At 66.7% G+C, this 15,837-nt stretch carries 12 protein-coding genes; 6 read left to right on the top strand and 6 right to left on the bottom strand.

The window, feature by feature from the left end; all coding sequences use genetic code 11:
• The first annotated feature begins 17 nt into the window (after nucleotides 1-17).
• From M1248_RS20945 to M1248_RS20955, 3 genes are all read left to right on the top strand, one after another.
• On the top strand, nucleotides 18-1,385 hold the full coding sequence (locus M1248_RS20945) for an FAD-binding oxidoreductase (RefSeq protein WP_317149600.1): 1,368 nt from the start codon (nucleotides 18-20) through the stop codon (nucleotides 1,383-1,385).
• 81 nt (nucleotides 1,386-1,466) lie between these two features.
• Nucleotides 1,467-2,708 (top strand): cytochrome P450, encoded by a 1,242-nt coding sequence (locus M1248_RS20950; protein ID WP_317149601.1) that lies wholly within the window; start codon nucleotides 1,467-1,469, stop codon nucleotides 2,706-2,708.
• A complete protein-coding gene (locus M1248_RS20955) occupies nucleotides 2,708-3,292 on the top strand; it encodes a TetR/AcrR family transcriptional regulator (RefSeq protein WP_163730137.1) in 585 nt (194 codons plus the stop codon). The genes M1248_RS20950 and M1248_RS20955 overlap by 1 nt, the downstream gene beginning before the upstream one ends.
• Nucleotides 3,293-3,301: 9 nt before the next feature.
• Here the strand turns inward: M1248_RS20955 and M1248_RS20960 are convergent, their stop codons facing one another.
• The 4 genes from M1248_RS20960 to M1248_RS20975 all read right to left on the bottom strand — a co-directional run bounded on the left by M1248_RS20960 (nucleotide 3,302) and on the right by M1248_RS20975 (nucleotide 7,077).
• The gene (locus M1248_RS20960; protein ID WP_317149602.1) at nucleotides 3,302-3,598 is read right to left on the bottom strand and encodes a hypothetical protein; all 297 of its coding nucleotides are present in this window, start codon (nucleotides 3,596-3,598) and stop codon (nucleotides 3,302-3,304) included.
• Between the two features lie 71 nt (nucleotides 3,599-3,669).
• A complete protein-coding gene (locus tag M1248_RS20965; protein WP_163730139.1) occupies nucleotides 3,670-4,083 on the bottom strand; it encodes a heme-binding protein in 414 nt (137 codons plus the stop codon).
• Nucleotides 4,084-4,252: 169 nt separating this feature from the next.
• On the bottom strand, nucleotides 4,253-5,392 hold the full coding sequence (locus tag M1248_RS20970) for an acyltransferase (protein ID WP_317149603.1): 1,140 nt from the start codon (nucleotides 5,390-5,392) through the stop codon (nucleotides 4,253-4,255).
• A complete protein-coding gene (locus M1248_RS20975) occupies nucleotides 5,389-7,077 on the bottom strand; it encodes a DEAD/DEAH box helicase (protein ID WP_317149604.1) in 1,689 nt (562 codons plus the stop codon). Before M1248_RS20975 ends, M1248_RS20970 begins: the two co-directional genes overlap by 4 nt.
• Before the next feature lie 6 nt (nucleotides 7,078-7,083).
• On the opposite strand from M1248_RS20975, the gene M1248_RS20980 reads away from it, so the two are divergent.
• A complete protein-coding gene (locus M1248_RS20980; protein ID WP_410506708.1) occupies nucleotides 7,084-7,728 on the top strand; it encodes an LppP/LprE family lipoprotein in 645 nt (214 codons plus the stop codon).
• Between the two features lie 50 nt (nucleotides 7,729-7,778).
• On the opposite strand, the gene M1248_RS20985 is transcribed toward M1248_RS20980, so the two are convergent.
• Nucleotides 7,779-8,708 carry a hypothetical protein gene (locus M1248_RS20985; RefSeq protein WP_317149605.1) on the bottom strand — a complete coding sequence of 310 codons (930 nt, stop codon included), beginning with the start codon at nucleotides 8,706-8,708 and terminating at the stop codon, nucleotides 7,779-7,781.
• 191 nt (nucleotides 8,709-8,899) lie between these two features.
• Here M1248_RS20985 and M1248_RS20990 point away from each other — a divergent pair, with 191 nt between their 5' ends.
• Together M1248_RS20990 and M1248_RS20995 are read left to right on the top strand one after the other, a co-directional pair.
• Complete coding sequence (locus M1248_RS20990) at nucleotides 8,900-12,319, top strand: TM0106 family RecB-like putative nuclease (protein ID WP_317149606.1); 3,420 nt, start codon at nucleotides 8,900-8,902, stop codon at nucleotides 12,317-12,319.
• Nucleotides 12,316-13,668 carry an FAD-binding oxidoreductase gene (locus tag M1248_RS20995; protein ID WP_317149607.1) on the top strand — a complete coding sequence of 451 codons (1,353 nt, stop codon included), beginning with the start codon at nucleotides 12,316-12,318 and terminating at the stop codon, nucleotides 13,666-13,668. Before M1248_RS20990 ends, M1248_RS20995 begins: the two co-directional genes overlap by 4 nt.
• Nucleotides 13,669-13,682: 14 nt before the next feature.
• Here the strand turns inward: M1248_RS20995 and M1248_RS21000 are convergent, their stop codons facing one another.
• Nucleotides 13,683-15,788, bottom strand: coding sequence for an MFS transporter (locus tag M1248_RS21000; RefSeq protein ID WP_317149608.1), 2,106 nt, complete (start codon nucleotides 15,786-15,788; stop codon nucleotides 13,683-13,685).
• Nucleotides 15,789-15,837 lie beyond the last annotated feature (49 nt).

Below are 15,837 nucleotides of genomic sequence, written 5' to 3' on the forward strand. Positions count from 1 at the left end.
GCTCGTAGCATCTACTCATGAGTGCGGATGCGCTGGCCGACCTGACCGCCGAGCTACCCGAAGGTGCCGTCGTCACCGATCCCGACATCCTGGCGTCCTACCGCCAGGACCGCGCCTTCGACCCGAATGCGGGAACACCACTGGCCGTGGTGCGGCCGCGGTGCACCGAAGACGTGCAGGCGACGCTGCGGTGGGCCACCGCCAACCACGTGGCCGTCGTGCCCCGCGGTATGGGCACCGGATTGTCCGGCGGCGCAACGGCGTTGAACGGCGCGATCGTGCTGACCACCGAGAAGATGCGCGACATCACCGTCGACCCGGTGACACGCACGGCCGTCGTGCAACCCGGCCTGCTCAACGCCGAAGTCAAGGCCGCGGTCGCCGAGCACGGGCTGTGGTATCCGCCGGATCCGTCGTCGTTCGAGATCTGTTCCATCGGCGGCAATATCGCCACCAACGCCGGCGGGCTGTGCTGTGTGAAGTACGGCGTCACCACGGACTACGTCCTCGGGCTGCAGGTGGTCTTGGCCGACGGCACCGCGGTGCGACTCGGCGGTCCGCGTCTGAAGGATGTCGCCGGGCTCTCGTTGACCAAACTGTTCGTCGGCAGCGAGGGCACGCTCGGCGTGATCACCGAGGTGACACTTCGCCTGCTTCCGCCGCAGCGGGTGGCCAGCACCGTCGTCGCCACGTTCGATTCCGTCGAGGCCGCAGCGCAATCCGTCGTCACCATCACCGGCAAGATGCGGCCCTCGATGCTGGAGTTCATGGATTCGGCGTCGATCAACGCCGTCGAGGACAAGCTGCGGATGGGGCTGGACCGGACCGCCGCCGCCATGATGGTCGCGGCGACCGACGACCGCGGCGCCACCGGAGTCGAGGATGCCGAGTTCATGGCCGGGGTGTTCACCAAGTACGGCGCGAAAGAGGTGTTCACGACCGCGGATCCCGACGAGGGTGAGGCGTTCGTCGCGGCTCGTAGATTCTGCATACCCGCTGTGGAGATGAAGGGTTCGTTGTTGCTCGAGGACGTCGGCGTTCCGCTGCCCGCGCTGGCAGAGCTGGTCGGCGGCGTGGCGAAGATCGCCGCGAATCACGACCTGTTGATCTCGGTGATCGCGCACGCCGGCGACGGCAACACCCACCCGCTGATCGTCTACGACCCTGCGGACGCCGCGATGACCGAACGCGCCCACCAAGCGTTCGGCGAGATCATGGATCTGGCCGTCGGACTCGGCGGCACGATCACCGGCGAGCACGGCGTGGGCCGGTTGAAGCGCCCCTGGCTCGAGGGCCAGATCGGCCCGGATGCGATGGAGCTCAATCGGCGCATCAAAGCGGCGCTGGACCCCGACAACATCCTGAATCCCGGGGCCGCGATCTGACCGCTGTGCGTTATCTGCGACAAATCGGCCAGTCTGCTTCTACCTATTGACACTCGGGGTGGGTTGTCGTACCAATGAGACATGACGGCAACTCTGTCTCAGAGCTCTCCGGTCCGTTTTCAGCTAGCCACCGCCAGCACCTGGGCCAACCCATGGGGTATGTACCGGGCGCTGCGCGACCACGACCCCGTCCACCACGTCGTGCCCGACGACAAACCCGACCACGACTACTACGTCATGTCGCGGCATGCTGACATCTTTGCGGCGGCGCGCGATCACGAGACCTACTCCTCCGCCCAGGGTCTGACGGTCAACTACGGCGAACTCGATCTCATCGGCCTGGCCGACAACCCGCCGATGGTCATGCAAGATCCGCCGGTGCACACCGAGTTCCGCAGGCTGGTGTCGCGTGGCTTCACACCTCGTCAGGTCGAGGCCGTCGAGCCCAAGGTGCGCGAGTACGCGATAGAGCGAGTCGAGCGCATCCGTGCCAACGGTGGCGGCGACATCGTCGCCGAACTGTTCAAGCCGCTGCCATCGATGGTCGTCGCGCACTACCTCGGCGTGCCGGAAGGCGACCGCGACAAGTTCGACGGATGGACTGACGCAATCGTCGCCGCCAACACCGCCGAGGGCGGCATCGGTGGAGCCCTCGAGCATCTGGGTGATGCGCTGGGCGAGATGATGGCCTACTTCACCGCGCTGATCGAAAAGCGTCGCTTCGACCCCGAGGACGATACGGTCTCGCACCTCGTGGCGGCGGGCGTCGGCGCCGACGGCGACATCGCCGGTGTGCTGTCGATTCTCGCGTTCACCTTCACCATGGTCACGGGTGGTAACGACACCACGACCGGCATGCTCGGCGGCTCCGTGCAACTGCTGCACCAGCGGCCCGACCAGCGAAAGCTGCTGGCCGACAACGCCGATCTGATCCCCGACGCGATCGATGAGTTCCTGCGTCTCACCTCGCCGGTCCAGATGCTCGGCCGGACGGTGACCCGCGACGTCACGGTCGCAGACACCACCATCCCCGAGGGACGGCGGGTGATGCTCCTCTACGGATCGGCCAACCGCGACGAACGCCAGTACGGCGACGATGCGGGCGAGCTCGACGTGACGCGTAAACCGCGCAACATCCTGACCTTCAGCCACGGTGCCCACCACTGCCTCGGTGCCGCCGCCGCCCGGATGCAGTCCCGCGTCGCGCTGACCGAGCTCCTGGCGCGAATCCCCGACTTCCAGGTCGACGAGGACGGGATCGTCTGGGCCGGAGGCAGTTACGTGCGCCGGCCGCTGTCAGTTCCGTTCACGGTCATCCGCTGATGGCGGGCGACTGGCTGGCGGCACGGCGGACCGAGGTCGCCGCCGACCGGATCCTCGACGCGGCGGGTGAGCTGTTCGCCGCAAAAGAGGCCGCGACCGTCGGCATGCACGAAATCGCCTCCGCCGCAGGATGCTCGCGCGCGACGCTGTACCGGTACTTCGAGAACCGTGAAGCGCTCTACACCGCGTATGTACACCGTGAGGCCTACCGGCTCTATCGCGAGATGACCGATCAGATCACCGCGCTGGTCGATCCCCGTGAGCGTCTGATCGAAGGCATGATCGCCTCGCTGCGTAATGTTCGCGAAAGTCCCGCGTTGGCATCGTGGTTCGCGACGACGCAGCGACCGATCGGCGCGGAGATGGCCGAGGAATCTGAGGTCATCAAGGCGTTGACCGAGGCGTTCGTCATCTCGCTGGGACCCGACAACCCCGAACTGGTCGCACACCGGTCACGCTGGCTGGTGCGCGTCATGACGTCGCTGATGCTCTTCCCCGGGCATGACGAGGACGACGAGCGGGCGATGCTCGAGGAGTTCGTCGTGCCGATCGTGCTGCCCGCGGCCCGCGAGACCGCTAGGTAGAACGGCGGTCTAGTTGCATCCGGAGGCGTTGACCCACCGGCCGTTGTAGCCGACACACGCGCTGACGTTCGGGGGCGGCGGCGGGTCGTACGGCATGGGCGCGTAGTACGCCGGCGGCGGAACGTAAGGCGCAACGGCGTCGGCGATATTCGCGCAGCCACTCACAGATACCCGGCGGCCCGCACTCACGCACACGTCGGCGTTTGCGATCCCCGGGGCGTGAACGGTGACGATCGCCCCGGGGACGGCGGCGAGGGCGAAGACGCTCGCCGCCGCGATAGCCCAGGATCGTGTCCATCGGGTCATTTCGGTTATCTCCTCACAGGCGCTCGATTGGCGCATCAAGCCGAAAGATGAGCGTGGCAACGCTCATGTCGTTACCTATCCAAAGGGGCTGGCGCGTCGCAGCGAGTCCGCAGATCCGTAACCGGCTGACGGATCGCGTTGAGCTCGGCCTCAACCTGAGGATTGGCGTCCATATATGTCTGCACCCTGCCGCGGAGTTCCTCGTTCGGCAGCCCACGGAGACTGGTGAAGAAGTTGTTGACGTCCGGGTGGGTGAACAAGTACTGCCCCGTCGCCGTTCCGACTGTGCCCGACGCCTGCGCCAGGTCGGCCGCCGTGCACCCAGGCGGCGGGGCCCCAGGCGCCGGAGGCGGCGGAGGCGGCGGGACGGGCGTGGGTTGAGCAAATGCCATTGCGGCGCCCCCGAACAGCATCGCGCCAGCCACCGCCCCGCTACCGATCACTGCAGCCACTGCACGCCGTGCAGCGCGGCTCGCTTTCACCATTCTCGCTCCCTTCGTAGAGGCGTTGGGAGCCCTCCCGTGAGACGGCTACCGACGACAATGACACAACCACAACCGCCGGCCCCAATGTCGCGATTGGGCCGATCGTTTCCGGGATCGGAGTGGCCTACAACCACGACGCGAAGGCCCTTCGGAGTGCTGACCCAGACTCCTAAGCGGTGCGCACGCGGGTGACTCGGTGCAACAGCCAGGCCATCGGCACCGTCACCGCGAACGTCACGATGAACAGCCACCCCATCGAGCCGGTGTAGATCGGATACCGCAAAATCTCGACCATCACCAGCTCCATCGTGAGCAGGTGGATCAGGAAGATCTCGTAGGAGATCTCGCCGAGGAAGACCATGGGCCGTGACGACAAGAACCTCGCGTAGAGGCCGCGGTCCCCCAGCGCCAGCGGCGCCACCATCAGCGTGGCGATCACTGCGTAGAAGCCCGCCTTCACCAACGCCTCACGCAGTTCCGCCGGTGACGTCGTCGGCTCACCGCCAATCGGCGTGGACACGATGAAGTAGCAGACCATGGCGAGCGGGATGCATGCCAGCCCGTATGCCCTCACCCCGAGTGGCTGCAGGACCGCGAGAAACATGCCGCCGAGGAACCACACCAGATATGTCGGCAACCATAGCCGCGCGGCATCGGGCAGGAAGTCGGTGGTGTGCACCAGGAGCAGCCACGCCGGGGTGAGCAACGCCAACGCGCCAAGTCCCGCCAACAGCCGACCCGGCCGCCATTGCCTGCGGCACAACACCACGAGCAGTAGGTAGGCCAGCGCCGGTAGGGCGATGTAGAACGCCACCTCGACCGCCAGGCTCCACATCTGCGTAAGCCCTTGGTGCAGAAACGAATACAGGTAGTTGTCGGTGTAGATCTGGGTCAGGGTGAGGTTGCGGAACAACCCTTCCCACGTGTGGCCGGGGTTGGGCCCTGCCGTGCGGAAGTGGTACAGCAGATATGCAGCGAGCACCGTGACGACGTATGCCGGCATGATGCGCCGCACCCGATGCCAGGCGTAGCGGCGCACCGAGGGCGGGGCGTCACCCGTCGCGGCAGCCTTCACCCACGGGCTGAAAAGCAGAAACCCGGAGAGCACGAAGAAGATCGGCACGCCGATCTCGGCGCGCGACCACACCAGACCGATATAGCCGTGCGTGTACTTGCCGGTGGTGTACGCGGCATGGGTGAGCATGACCAGCAGCGCCGCCACGGCCCGGACGCCGGTGAGCGATGAGACCCGCTCGGCCTTTGCCACCGATTCCAGTCCGCCTTGAGCGACGCTGTTCGATACGGTCATTTGGCTTTGTGGCCGGGTTTCCCGCCTTTTCGTGGCGGACGATCAGGTTGCAGGTTGATGAGGATGCCCTGAATGCGAGTGCGCTCAAGGGCTTTCATCGTTTCGGGGGACAGCTTGGCCGGCAGCTCCACCAGGGAGTGGTCGGGCCGGATCGAGATGTGCCCGAAGTCGCTGCGGTGCAAGCCACCCTCGTTCGCGATGGCGCCGACGATCGCACCCGGCATCACCTTGTGGCGCTTGCCGACCGCGATGCGATAGGTCGCGAAATCACCCCGCCGCTCGCGCGGCTTGCGCGGACCGTCCTCACGCGGACCGCGGTCGGGGCGTTCGCGACGCTTCTCCGGCGGCGGCTCGGTCATCAGGAACTCTTCGCCGTCGCGGCTCTGCAGAGCCAACGCCGCGGCGATATCCGCCATGGGCACATCGTTATCGCGCTCGTAGCCCTCGATCAGCTGGCGGAACAGATCGATTCCGGGCGCATTGAGCGCCGCGGTGATCGAGTCCAGGAATTTGGCGACGCGTTTCTCATTGACGTCGTCCACGGAGGGCAAATCGATCTCGACGAGCTTTTGCCTCGTGACCCGCTCGATGGACTTGAGTAGATGGCGCTCTCGAGGTGTGACGAACAACAACGCGGTACCAGATCGGCCCGCCCGACCGGTGCGTCCGATGCGGTGCACGTAGGACTCCGGGTCGTGCGGGATGTCGTAGTTGAGCACATGCGAGATGCGTTCGACGTCCAGGCCGCGCGCCGCCACGTCGGTGGCCACCAAGATGTCGAGACTGCCGTCCTTGAGCGAGTTGATGGTGCGCTCGCGGACCGCCTGCGGAATATCGCCGTTGATCGCCGCGGCGGAAAACCCACGCGCACGCAGCTTTTCGGCGACTTCCTCGGTGGCCTGCTTGGTACGGACGAACACGATCATCGCGTCGCCCTGCTCGACCTCGAGCAGGCGGGTCAGCGCGTCCATCTTGCGCTGGTGCGACACCTGCACATACCGCTGCGTGATGTTCTCGGCGGTCTGGGTCTTGGACTTGACCGTCACCTCGACCGGGTCGTGCAGGTATTTCGACGTGATCTTCTTGATCGCCGGCGGCATGGTCGCCGAGAACAACGCGACCTGCTTGTACTCAGGGGTGTCGGCCAGAATGCGCTCGACGTCCTCGGCGAAGCCCATCTGCAACATCTCATCGGCCTCGTCGAGCACCAGATAGTCGAGGTGGGTGAGGTCGAGCGTGCCCTTTTCCAGGTGGTCGATCACCCGGCCCGGGGTGCCGACCACGATCTGCGCGCCGCGCTTCAGCCCGGCCAGTTGGGGGCCGTACGAGGATCCGCCGTACACCGGCAGGACATTGACCCGTAGGTGCGCGCCATACCGACTGAACGCCTCGGCCACCTGTAGTGCGAGTTCGCGCGTCGGCGCCAGCACCAGCGCCTGGGTGGTGCGGCTGTCGGTGTCGATCTTCGACAGGATCGGGATGGCGAACGCCGCGGTCTTGCCGGTGCCCGTCTGCGCCAGCCCGACGACGTCCGACCCTTTCAGCATCGCCGGGATCGTCGCGGCCTGGATGGCCGACGGTGACTCATAGCCGACCTCGTTGACGGCCTGCAGCACCGAAGGGTGCATCTGCAGGTCCTCGAAGGTCAGATCTACCCGGTTCTCGTCCGGGTCGGGGGACGTCATCAGTCGATGAGTCTAGTGCCCGTCACGTGCCCGACCCGCCGCGCGGCCTGCCCGATCGCCGAGGCGGGTTTCGGTACGGTGCGCAACGTGAAGTCGGCGGTCAAGATTTGTTTGGCGACGGTCGCAGTGGCATCCGCGATTGCCGGGTGCGGGTCCAGCGACTCCACGGCCTCCAAGACTCCCGGCCCGCCTCCCGTGAGCACGCCGCCCCCGGCGGGCGCGCCCGCGCCGTCCGCGCCGTCGGCGCCTGCAGCCACCCCGGCCACCGAAGCCGATCCGTGTGAGGTCAACCTGGCCGCGCCCGAGATCGCCAGCGCGGTGTCGGAGTTGCCACGTGACCCGCGGAGCAACCAGGGCTGGAGTCCCGAGCCGGTGGCGGGCAACTACAACCAGTGCGCGCAGCTGTCGGTGGTGATCGTCAAAGCGAACACCAATGCGGAGAACCCCAACACCCGGGCCGTCATGTTCCACCTCGGCCAGTTCATCCCGTCCGGAGTGCCGGATACGTATGGCTTCAACGGCATCGACAATGCCGTGACCACTGGAGACACCGTCGCCCTGCGCTACTCCAACGGAGTCTCCGGGCTGGACAGCGTGGTGCGGTTCCGCTGGAACGGCAACGGCGTCGAGCTGATCGGCAACACGGGTTAACTTCCCGCCGAACGTGGATTACCCGCACGTGTCTTGCGCGCGAGCGTGTGTTAAGCCCACACTCGGTTGGCCGGATCGAGCCACGAGATGCGGGCGTCAAGTCGTATGTCGTCGCAATTTGGCCATCCGACCGAACGCATCGCGTCCCGTACGCGCGCCAGGAACACCTGGGGGCGATATCGCAGAAGATCTCGACTCACCCGGATGATCACCCAGCCCCGCGCGGCCAAGTCGGCGAGCCGATCGATGTCACGCGCATGCTGTTCAGGGTCGTCCCAGTGCTGCGGACCGTCGTACTCGACGCCCACCTTCCATTCGTCCCACCCCATGTCGATGCGGCCGACGAACGAGCCGTACTCGCCTACGACGATGATCTGAGTTCTCGGTTTGGGGAAACGAGCAGCGATGAGGAGCAGCCGCGTGCTGGTCTCCTGCGGAGACTCAGCGCCCCCGTCCATCAGTTCCACATCACGCCGCAACTGCACAACTCCGCGGGCACCGCGATGGTCGGCCGCAACGCCTACGACCTCGTGCGGTTTGAGGTCTGTCGCATTCGCCAGCGCATCCAGGCGGATGATCGCCGTTTGCAGCGAGTCTCGTCGGCCGATATCGAATGCTGTGCGCGCAGGCGTCGTCGTCGGAATCCCTTGCACGAGGCAACTCTCGCCCTCGCGCAGTCGCGCGCGGTGAATCACGATGCCGTCGACGTCACAGGTGTCCTGACGGACCGGCTCCGCCGGTAGCGCTGCGTCAATCCACTTTGTTCCGTGCAGCGCCGCGGCGGACAAGCCCGCGACGGTCGCCTTGCGGTGCGACCACAGCCATGCTGCGAAGGCGCGTCGCTGCGGATCGAGTTCCACCCTCTTGTCCAAATAGACATTGCGATAGACCATCCTGTGGCGGCTGACCAGCGTCCGCCTCGTCACCGTGCCGGCGGCTAGAGCTTCAGTGCCGATGAACGGCATGGGTTCCTGTTTCATGCGCCCACCTTCGGCGCGAGGTCCCACACCGAGTGGCCGTCGAGACGTCGGTGCAGCCCGGGCTGTGGATGAATATGCGGACCTGAATGGACGAGTGTGGATTTGCGTCACACTTGGGTGGCATTTCGTGTGCCGGTAACCCACGTTCGCGCCTGAGGTGAGGTGTCACTGCGCTCACCTACAGTGACAGCGTGTTCGTTGTCGCCCACGGAACGCAGGACCGCGTCATCTACAGCGCATCCGATCTCGCGGCGGCCGCCCGCTGCGAGTACGCCCTGCTGCGCGCGTTCGACGCCAAACTCGGCCGGGGCCCGGCCGTCTCGATCGAAGACGAATTGCTCGCCCGCACCGCCAAGCTCGGTGGTGAGCACGAACAACGGCACCTCGACGAGCTTCGCGCACTGACCGAGGAGAACGTCGCGGTCATCGGCAGGCCCGACTACACCGTCGACGGGCTGACCGCAGCGGCCGAGGCGACCATGCGCGCGGTCGAACGCCGCGCACCCGTCGTCTATCAGGCCGCGATGTTCGACGGCCGCTTCGCCGGTTTCGCGGACTTCCTGGTGCTCGACGGCGACGAGTACCGGCTACGCGACACCAAGCTGGCGCGTTCGGTCAAGGTCGAGGCGCTGCTGCAGCTCGCCGCCTACGCCGACACCCTCGCCCGCGCAGGCGTGCCGGTGGCATCCGAGGTCGAGTTGGTGCTCGGTGACGGCGCGACGGCTGGATACCGCGTCGACGAACTGCTCCCGGTGTATCTGAGCAGGCGCACCAGCCTGCAGCGTCTGCTCGACGACCACCTGGCCGGCGGGACCGCGGTCACGTGGGAAGACGAGCACGTGCGCGCATGCTTCCGCTGTCCGGAATGCGAGATTCAGGTGCGCGCCCACGACGACCTGCTGCTCGTCGCGGGAATGCGGGTGAGCCAGCGGGCCCGGCTGATCGACGCGGGCATCATCACCGTCGCCGACCTCGCCACCCACACCGGCCCCGTGCCCGAACTGTCGGCGCGCACCGTGACGACACTGGCAGCCCAAGCTCGGCTGCAGACCACTGCGAAGGTGGACGGCAAGCCGCCGTACGAGGTCGTCGACGCGCAACCGTTGATGGTGCTACCCGACGCGAACAAGGGTGATCTGTTCTTCGATTTCGAGGGCGACCCGCTGTGGACCGTCGACGGCCACGAATGGGGTTTGGAGTACCTGTGGGGCGTCCTCACCGTCAACGACGAGTTCCATCCGTTCTGGGCGCACGACCGCGCGAGTGAGCGTAAGGCACTGGTCGATTTCCTGGCCATGGTGCGCAAACGGCTGAAGCGCTACCCGGGCATGCACATCTACCACTACGCGGCATACGAGAAGAGCACGTTGCTCCGGCTCGCCGGTCGCTACGGCGTCGGCGAGAACGACGTGGACGACCTGCTGCGCAACGGCATACTAGTCGACCTGTATCCGTTGGTGCGCAAGAGCATTCGAGTCGGGACCGAGAACTACAGCATCAAATCCCTCGAACCCCTCTACATGGGCAACGAATTGCGCGACGGCGAAGTGACCACCGCCGCAGATTCCATCACGCAGTACGCGCGTTACTGCGCGCTGCGCGACGAGGGAAGATCCGACGAAGCGGTCGTCGTGCTCAAGGAGATCGAGGACTACAACGTCTACGACTGCCGCTCGACGCGCCGCCTGCGTGACTGGATGATGGCCCGCGCCATCGAATCCGGTGTCCCGCCGCGCGGGCCACAGCCCGTGCGCGACGACGACGTGATCGAACGCGGCGACGATCTCGAACGCAAGCTGATGAAATTCGCGGGTGACGGCGTCGAAGCGCGGAGCGCCGAACAAGCCGCTGTCGCGATGATTGCTTCCGCCAGAGGTTTTCACCGTCGCGAGGAAAAGCCGTTCTGGTGGAGCCACTTCGACCGCGTCAACAACCCCGTCGACGAGTGGGCGGACAACAGCGACGTCTTCATCGCCGACAAGACCGTCATCGACAACGACTGGCACCAACCGCCGAAAGCGCGCAAGCCCCAGCGACATGTGCGACTGATCGGCAGCCTCGCGAACGGCGGACTGACCAACAGCATGTACGCGCTGTACGACCCGCCCGCGCCCCCAGGCCTCGCCGACGATCCCGACCGACGCGGGTTCGGGAGTGTCACCGTCATCGGTTACGACGACCCCGAGGTGCCCACCGAAGTCGTGGTCTGCGAAAGACCACCCAAGGACGGCGACGTGTTCGACCAGGTGCCGTTCGCGCTGACGCCGGGACCGCCGATCAACACCAGGCCGCTGCAGGAGTCGATCGACGCGACAGCGGCCGACGTGGCTGCCGGACTCCCCAGCCTGCCGTGTGACGCCGTGACCGACATCCTGCTGCGCCGTCCACCCCGCACCGTCCACGGCGGCGAACTCCCTCGCAGCGGCGTGATCGCCGACGACATCGCCTCAGCGCTGAGGGATCTCGATTCGTCCTACCTGGCGGTGCACGGGCCGCCGGGCACCGGCAAGACTTTCACGTCCGCAAAGGTGATCGCGCGACTGGTCAACGAGAATGCGTGGCGCGTCGGCGTGGTGGCCCAGTCGCACGCGGTGGTCGAGAATCTGCTCGGTGGCGTGATCGAGGCGGGTGTCGACCGCGACCGGGTGGGCAAGAAGAAGAGCGCCGACATGCCGTGGCGACAGGTCGAGGAGAAGGACTACGCCGCGTTCATAGCCGACACGCAGGGTTGTGTAATCGGCGGCACAGCATGGGACTTCGCCAATTCCGGACGCGTACCGCGGCGTTCGCTCGACCTGCTCGTCGTCGAGGAGGCCGGCCAGTACAGCCTCGCCAACACCGTTGCCGTCGCGCCGGCGGCACGTAACCTGTTGCTACTCGGCGATCCGCAGCAGCTGCCCCAGGTCAGTCAGGGAACCCATCCCGAACCGGTCGACACGTCGGCATTGGGCTGGCTCATCGACGGAAGGCACACGCTGCCAGCCGAATTGGGTTACTTCCTTGATCAGTCCTATCGCATGCACCCCACCGTGTGCGCGGCGGTCTCACGTCTGTCCTACGACGGCAGGCTGCAGTCGTACGACGCGGTGACCGCGGCGCGCAGCCTCGAGGGGCAGGCGCCCGGGGTGCGCGTGCTCAGCGTCGAACACGACGGCAACTCCACCGACAGCCCCGAGGAAGCCGATGCGATCGTCGCCGAGATCCGCGGCCTGCTCGGCGCGGCTTGGACCGACGAAAGCGGCACGGTTCCCCTGGCTCAGCGGCACGTGATGGTTGTGACGCCGTACAACTCACAGGTCGTGACGGTACGGCGACGCCTCGATGACGCGGGGCTGACCGGCGTCGAGGTCGGCACCGTCGACAAGTTTCAGGGCAGGCAGGCGCCGGTGGTGTTCGTGTCGATGACCGCATCGTCGGCCGACGATGTGCCACGCGGAATTGCGTTCCTGCTCAACCGGAATCGGCTCAACGTCGCGGTGAGCCGGGCCAAATATCTCAGTGTCATCGTGCAGTCGCCGCTGCTCACCGAATACCTGCCCGGCACACCGGATCGCCTCGTCGAACTGGGCGCGTTCCTGTCGCTGACCACGTGTGATAGACCCACGGCATGAACTTGACCGAGCGGCTGGCGGACATCGTCGGGCCCGGCTACGTCAGCACCGACCCCGATGTGCTCGACGGCCGTAGCGTCGACCACACCGGGCGTTACCGCGGGCACGCCGGGCTGCTCGTGCGGCCGGGGTCGGCCGACGAAGTCGCCGACGTGCTGCGCGCCTGCCGCGACGCGGGGGCGTATGTCACGGTCCAAGGTGGACGGACCTCGCTGGTGGCCGGCACGGTGCCCGAGCATGACGACGTATTGCTGTCGACGGAACGGCTGCGCGACGTCGGCGAGGTCGAAGTCGCGGAACGACGGATCCGCGTGGGGGCCGGCGTCACACTCGCCGAGGTGCAGCACGCGGCGACGGCGGCGGGGCTGGTGTTCGGTGTCGATCTGGCCGCGCGCGACTCGGCGACCGTCGGCGGTATGGCGTCGACGAATGCCGGCGGCCTGCGCACGGTGCGTTACGGCAACATGGGCGAACAGGTCGTCGGCCTCGATGTGGCGCTCCCCGACGGCACGGTGGTGCGTCGCCACAGTCAGGTCCGCATGGACAACACCGGCTACGACCTGGCGTCGCTGTTCATCGGGGCCGAGGGCACGCTCGGGGTCATCACCAGCCTGGACCTGCGGCTGCATCCGGCCCCGCGCAGCCGGGTGACCGCGGTCTGCGGGTTCGCCGACCTGGATGCGCTGATCGAGGCGGGCCGGGCGTTCCGCGAGATGGACGGTATCGCGGCGCTGGAGTTGATCGACGCCCGCGCGAGCCTGCTGACCGCTGAACACGCCGGGGTGTCCGCGCCCGTCGAGGGCGCCTGGCTGCTGCTGATCGAATTGGCGGGCGACACCGACCAGACCGACCGTCTCGCCGAGGCGCTCGAGGAGGCGCAGCTGGCCGGCGAACCCGCGGTCGGCGTGGATACGGTCGCACAGCAGCGGCTCTGGCAGGTGCGCGAGGCCGTCGCCGAAGTGCTCGGCGTCTACGGGCCTCCGCTCAAATTCGATGTCTCGCTGCCCCTTTCAGCGATTCCCGCCTTCGCGAGCCAAGCCGTCGACCTGGTCGCCGAGCATTCACCGGACACCATCCCGGTGCTGTTCGGCCACATCGGCGAAGGGAATCTGCACCTCAACCTCGTGCGGTGCGCGCTGGAGTCCGAGCGCGAGCGCAATCTGTATTCGGCGATGATGGCACTGATCGCAGAATTGGGCGGCAACGTCAGCTCCGAGCACGGCGTCGGCACCCGCAAACGCGACTATGTGTCGATGTCACGCACCGCGGCGGACATCGCGGCGATGCGCGCGGTCAAGGCGGCATTCGATCCGACCGGCTACCTGAACCCCGCGGTGCTCTTCGGCTAGTTCGCATCCACGATCTAGTCCGGCCAGGGGGTGGAGTGTCTGCCGTGGCGGGGCGTGTCATCGGGATCATCGCGGGCATGCCTGCCGTTGGACTCGAACCAGAACGTCCGCGGCTCCGGTTCTTCGTCGCGCGCCCGGTGCCGCGACGGTTCGCGCTCGTCGAGACGACGCGCATGGCGGCCGGCCGGGTCGGCGATCTGCGGCCGCGCCACCGGCTGGACGTGCTTTTCATCGTCGACGTGAAATCCGTTGTGTGCGAATCCGATCGGCTGGACCTTCGGCGCGGGTGTATCCGCGGCGCGCAAGAAGTCCAGGATGTCCTGCGCTGCCGGCGGCGTGTCCTCGACCACGGCGGGGTATTCGTCGGTCACGTGGCGCCAGGACTCGACGGGCTCGTCGTGCCAGAGGTCCGCGGGCGCGTGCAGTACGTGCTGCGGTCGGGAAGCCATCGGCTCGGTGGCCGGCTCGGGATCGGACTCGGCGCCAGGCCGACGCGTCCTGACCGGTTCCAAGTCATCCCACGACACCGTGTACTCGACGTACTCGTCGTGGTCGACGGCGAACCCGTCGTCGTCGCTCCATCCCGGGGCGTTGCCGATGTCGCGGTCGGGGCGCGGATCGTCGAACTCCACCGACCGCGGACTACCGAACCCGAGGAGGAACAGTGCCGCGCCCACCCCGAACAACGCGACGAACGCCGGCAACAACAGCGTCTGCGACATCGCCGCCGCGAACGGTTCCTGCAGGAATGCCGGCAACAGGTTCGCGCTGTCGCCCGCGGGCGACTCCGCGCCCGTCACTCCCACCTCGTCGCTGATCCGCCACGCCATGAAGGCCGCCACACCCGCGCTGCCCAGCACCGACCCCACCTGACGGGTGGTGTTGTAGACGCCCGACCCCGCCCCGGCCAGTTGCGGCGGCAGGTTGCGTGTGGCCGTCGCTGCGAGCGGCGACCAGATGAACGCCATGCCCACGCCGACTACCGTCAACGGCAGCACGATCCGCCAGATCGGGGTGGCGGACGTCATCTCTATGGACAGCCACGTCATCGCGATCGCCACCAGCGAGAAGCCGAAGCCGATCACCGGGCGTGGATGGGACCTGTCGATGATTCTGCCCACCAACGGTGCGAGCACGCCGCTCGCGACGGCCATCGGCGCCACCACCAGTGCCGAACGGGTAGGCGAGAGTCCGCACACCTCCTGGGCGTAGAACATGACCGGCACGATCATCGCCGTCACGACGAAACCGATGGTGGCCACACCGATGTTGGACAGCGAGAAGTCACGGTCCCTAAAGATGCGGAGCGGAACCAGTGGATCGGTGGGGTTGACGTACTGCCAGAACAGGAACGCGGCCATGAAGCCGATGCCGCCCGCGATCGTGCCCCACACCCACGGCGCCCAGTTGTGCGACTGCCCTTCCTGGAGGGCGAACACGATCATGAACATGCCGATCCCGGACAGCGCCATACCGAGCAGATCGAACCGCTTCACCTGGGTGTCCAATTGCGGAATCAGTCGCACGGCCAAGGCGACCCCGAGGACACCGACCGGCACGTTGACGAAGAAGATCCACTGCCAGCCAAGGACGTCGAGCAACAGACCACCGGCGAGCGGACCTACCAACGTCGCCACGCCCGCCGTCGCGCCCCACAGGCTCATCGCGACACCGCGCCGGTCGGCCGGAAAGATACGGGTGATGGTCGACAGCGTTTGCGGTGTGAGCAGAGCCGCCCCGAAACCCTGCATGACCCGCGCGACGATCAGCGTGTTGATGCTGTCGGCCAGCCCGCACCACAGCGATGCCAGGGTGAAGACCGTCAGCCCGACCACGTAGAGGTTCTTCGGCCCGAACCGGTCGCCGAGACGGCCCGCCACGAGCAGCGGAACCGCATAGGCGAGAAGGTAGGCGCTCGTCACCCAGATGACCGAGTCATAGCTGGCGCCGAGCGCGGCCATGATGGACGGGTTGGCGACCGACACGATCGTCGCGTCCACGAGGATCATGAAGAAGCCGACCAACATCGCCCACAACGCATGCCACGGGTTCGCCGTGGCGGCACCGCGCCGCGTTGCGGTTGCGCGGTCGTTGTTCCGGGAGGTCAGGGTCTTGTACATCACATCGACTTACTCAAAGATTCGGCCGACGCTACGGGCGGTGGCCAAC

It is taken from the genome of Mycobacterium sp. 29Ha, from assembly GCF_032883055.1.
GTDB classification, from domain to species: domain Bacteria; phylum Actinomycetota; class Actinomycetes; order Mycobacteriales; family Mycobacteriaceae; genus Mycobacterium; species Mycobacterium gallinarum.

What these genes read in the sequence shown, in the direction of transcription:
- M1248_RS20945 (WP_317149600.1), top strand. Translation starts at nt 18, where the DNA reads ATGAGTGCGGATGCGCTGGCCGACCTGACCGCCGAGCTACCCGAAGGT.
- M1248_RS20950 (WP_317149601.1), top strand. Translation starts at nt 1,467, where the DNA reads ATGACGGCAACTCTGTCTCAGAGCTCTCCGGTCCGTTTTCAGCTAGCC.
- M1248_RS20955 (WP_163730137.1), top strand. Translation starts at nt 2,708, where the DNA reads ATGGCGGGCGACTGGCTGGCGGCACGGCGGACCGAGGTCGCCGCCGAC.
- M1248_RS20960 (WP_317149602.1), bottom strand. Translation starts at nt 3,598, where the DNA reads ATGACCCGATGGACACGATCCTGGGCTATCGCGGCGGCGAGCGTCTTC.
- M1248_RS20965 (WP_163730139.1), bottom strand. Translation starts at nt 4,083, where the DNA reads ATGGTGAAAGCGAGCCGCGCTGCACGGCGTGCAGTGGCTGCAGTGATC.
- M1248_RS20970 (WP_317149603.1), bottom strand. Translation starts at nt 5,392, where the DNA reads ATGACCGTATCGAACAGCGTCGCTCAAGGCGGACTGGAATCGGTGGCA.
- M1248_RS20975 (WP_317149604.1), bottom strand. Translation starts at nt 7,077, where the DNA reads ATGACGTCCCCCGACCCGGACGAGAACCGGGTAGATCTGACCTTCGAG.
- M1248_RS20980 (WP_410506708.1), top strand. Translation starts at nt 7,084, where the DNA reads ATGAGTCTAGTGCCCGTCACGTGCCCGACCCGCCGCGCGGCCTGCCCG.
- M1248_RS20985 (WP_317149605.1), bottom strand. Translation starts at nt 8,708, where the DNA reads ATGAAACAGGAACCCATGCCGTTCATCGGCACTGAAGCTCTAGCCGCC.
- M1248_RS20995 (WP_317149607.1), top strand. Translation starts at nt 12,316, where the DNA reads ATGAACTTGACCGAGCGGCTGGCGGACATCGTCGGGCCCGGCTACGTC.
- M1248_RS21000 (WP_317149608.1), bottom strand. Translation starts at nt 15,788, where the DNA reads ATGTACAAGACCCTGACCTCCCGGAACAACGACCGCGCAACCGCAACG.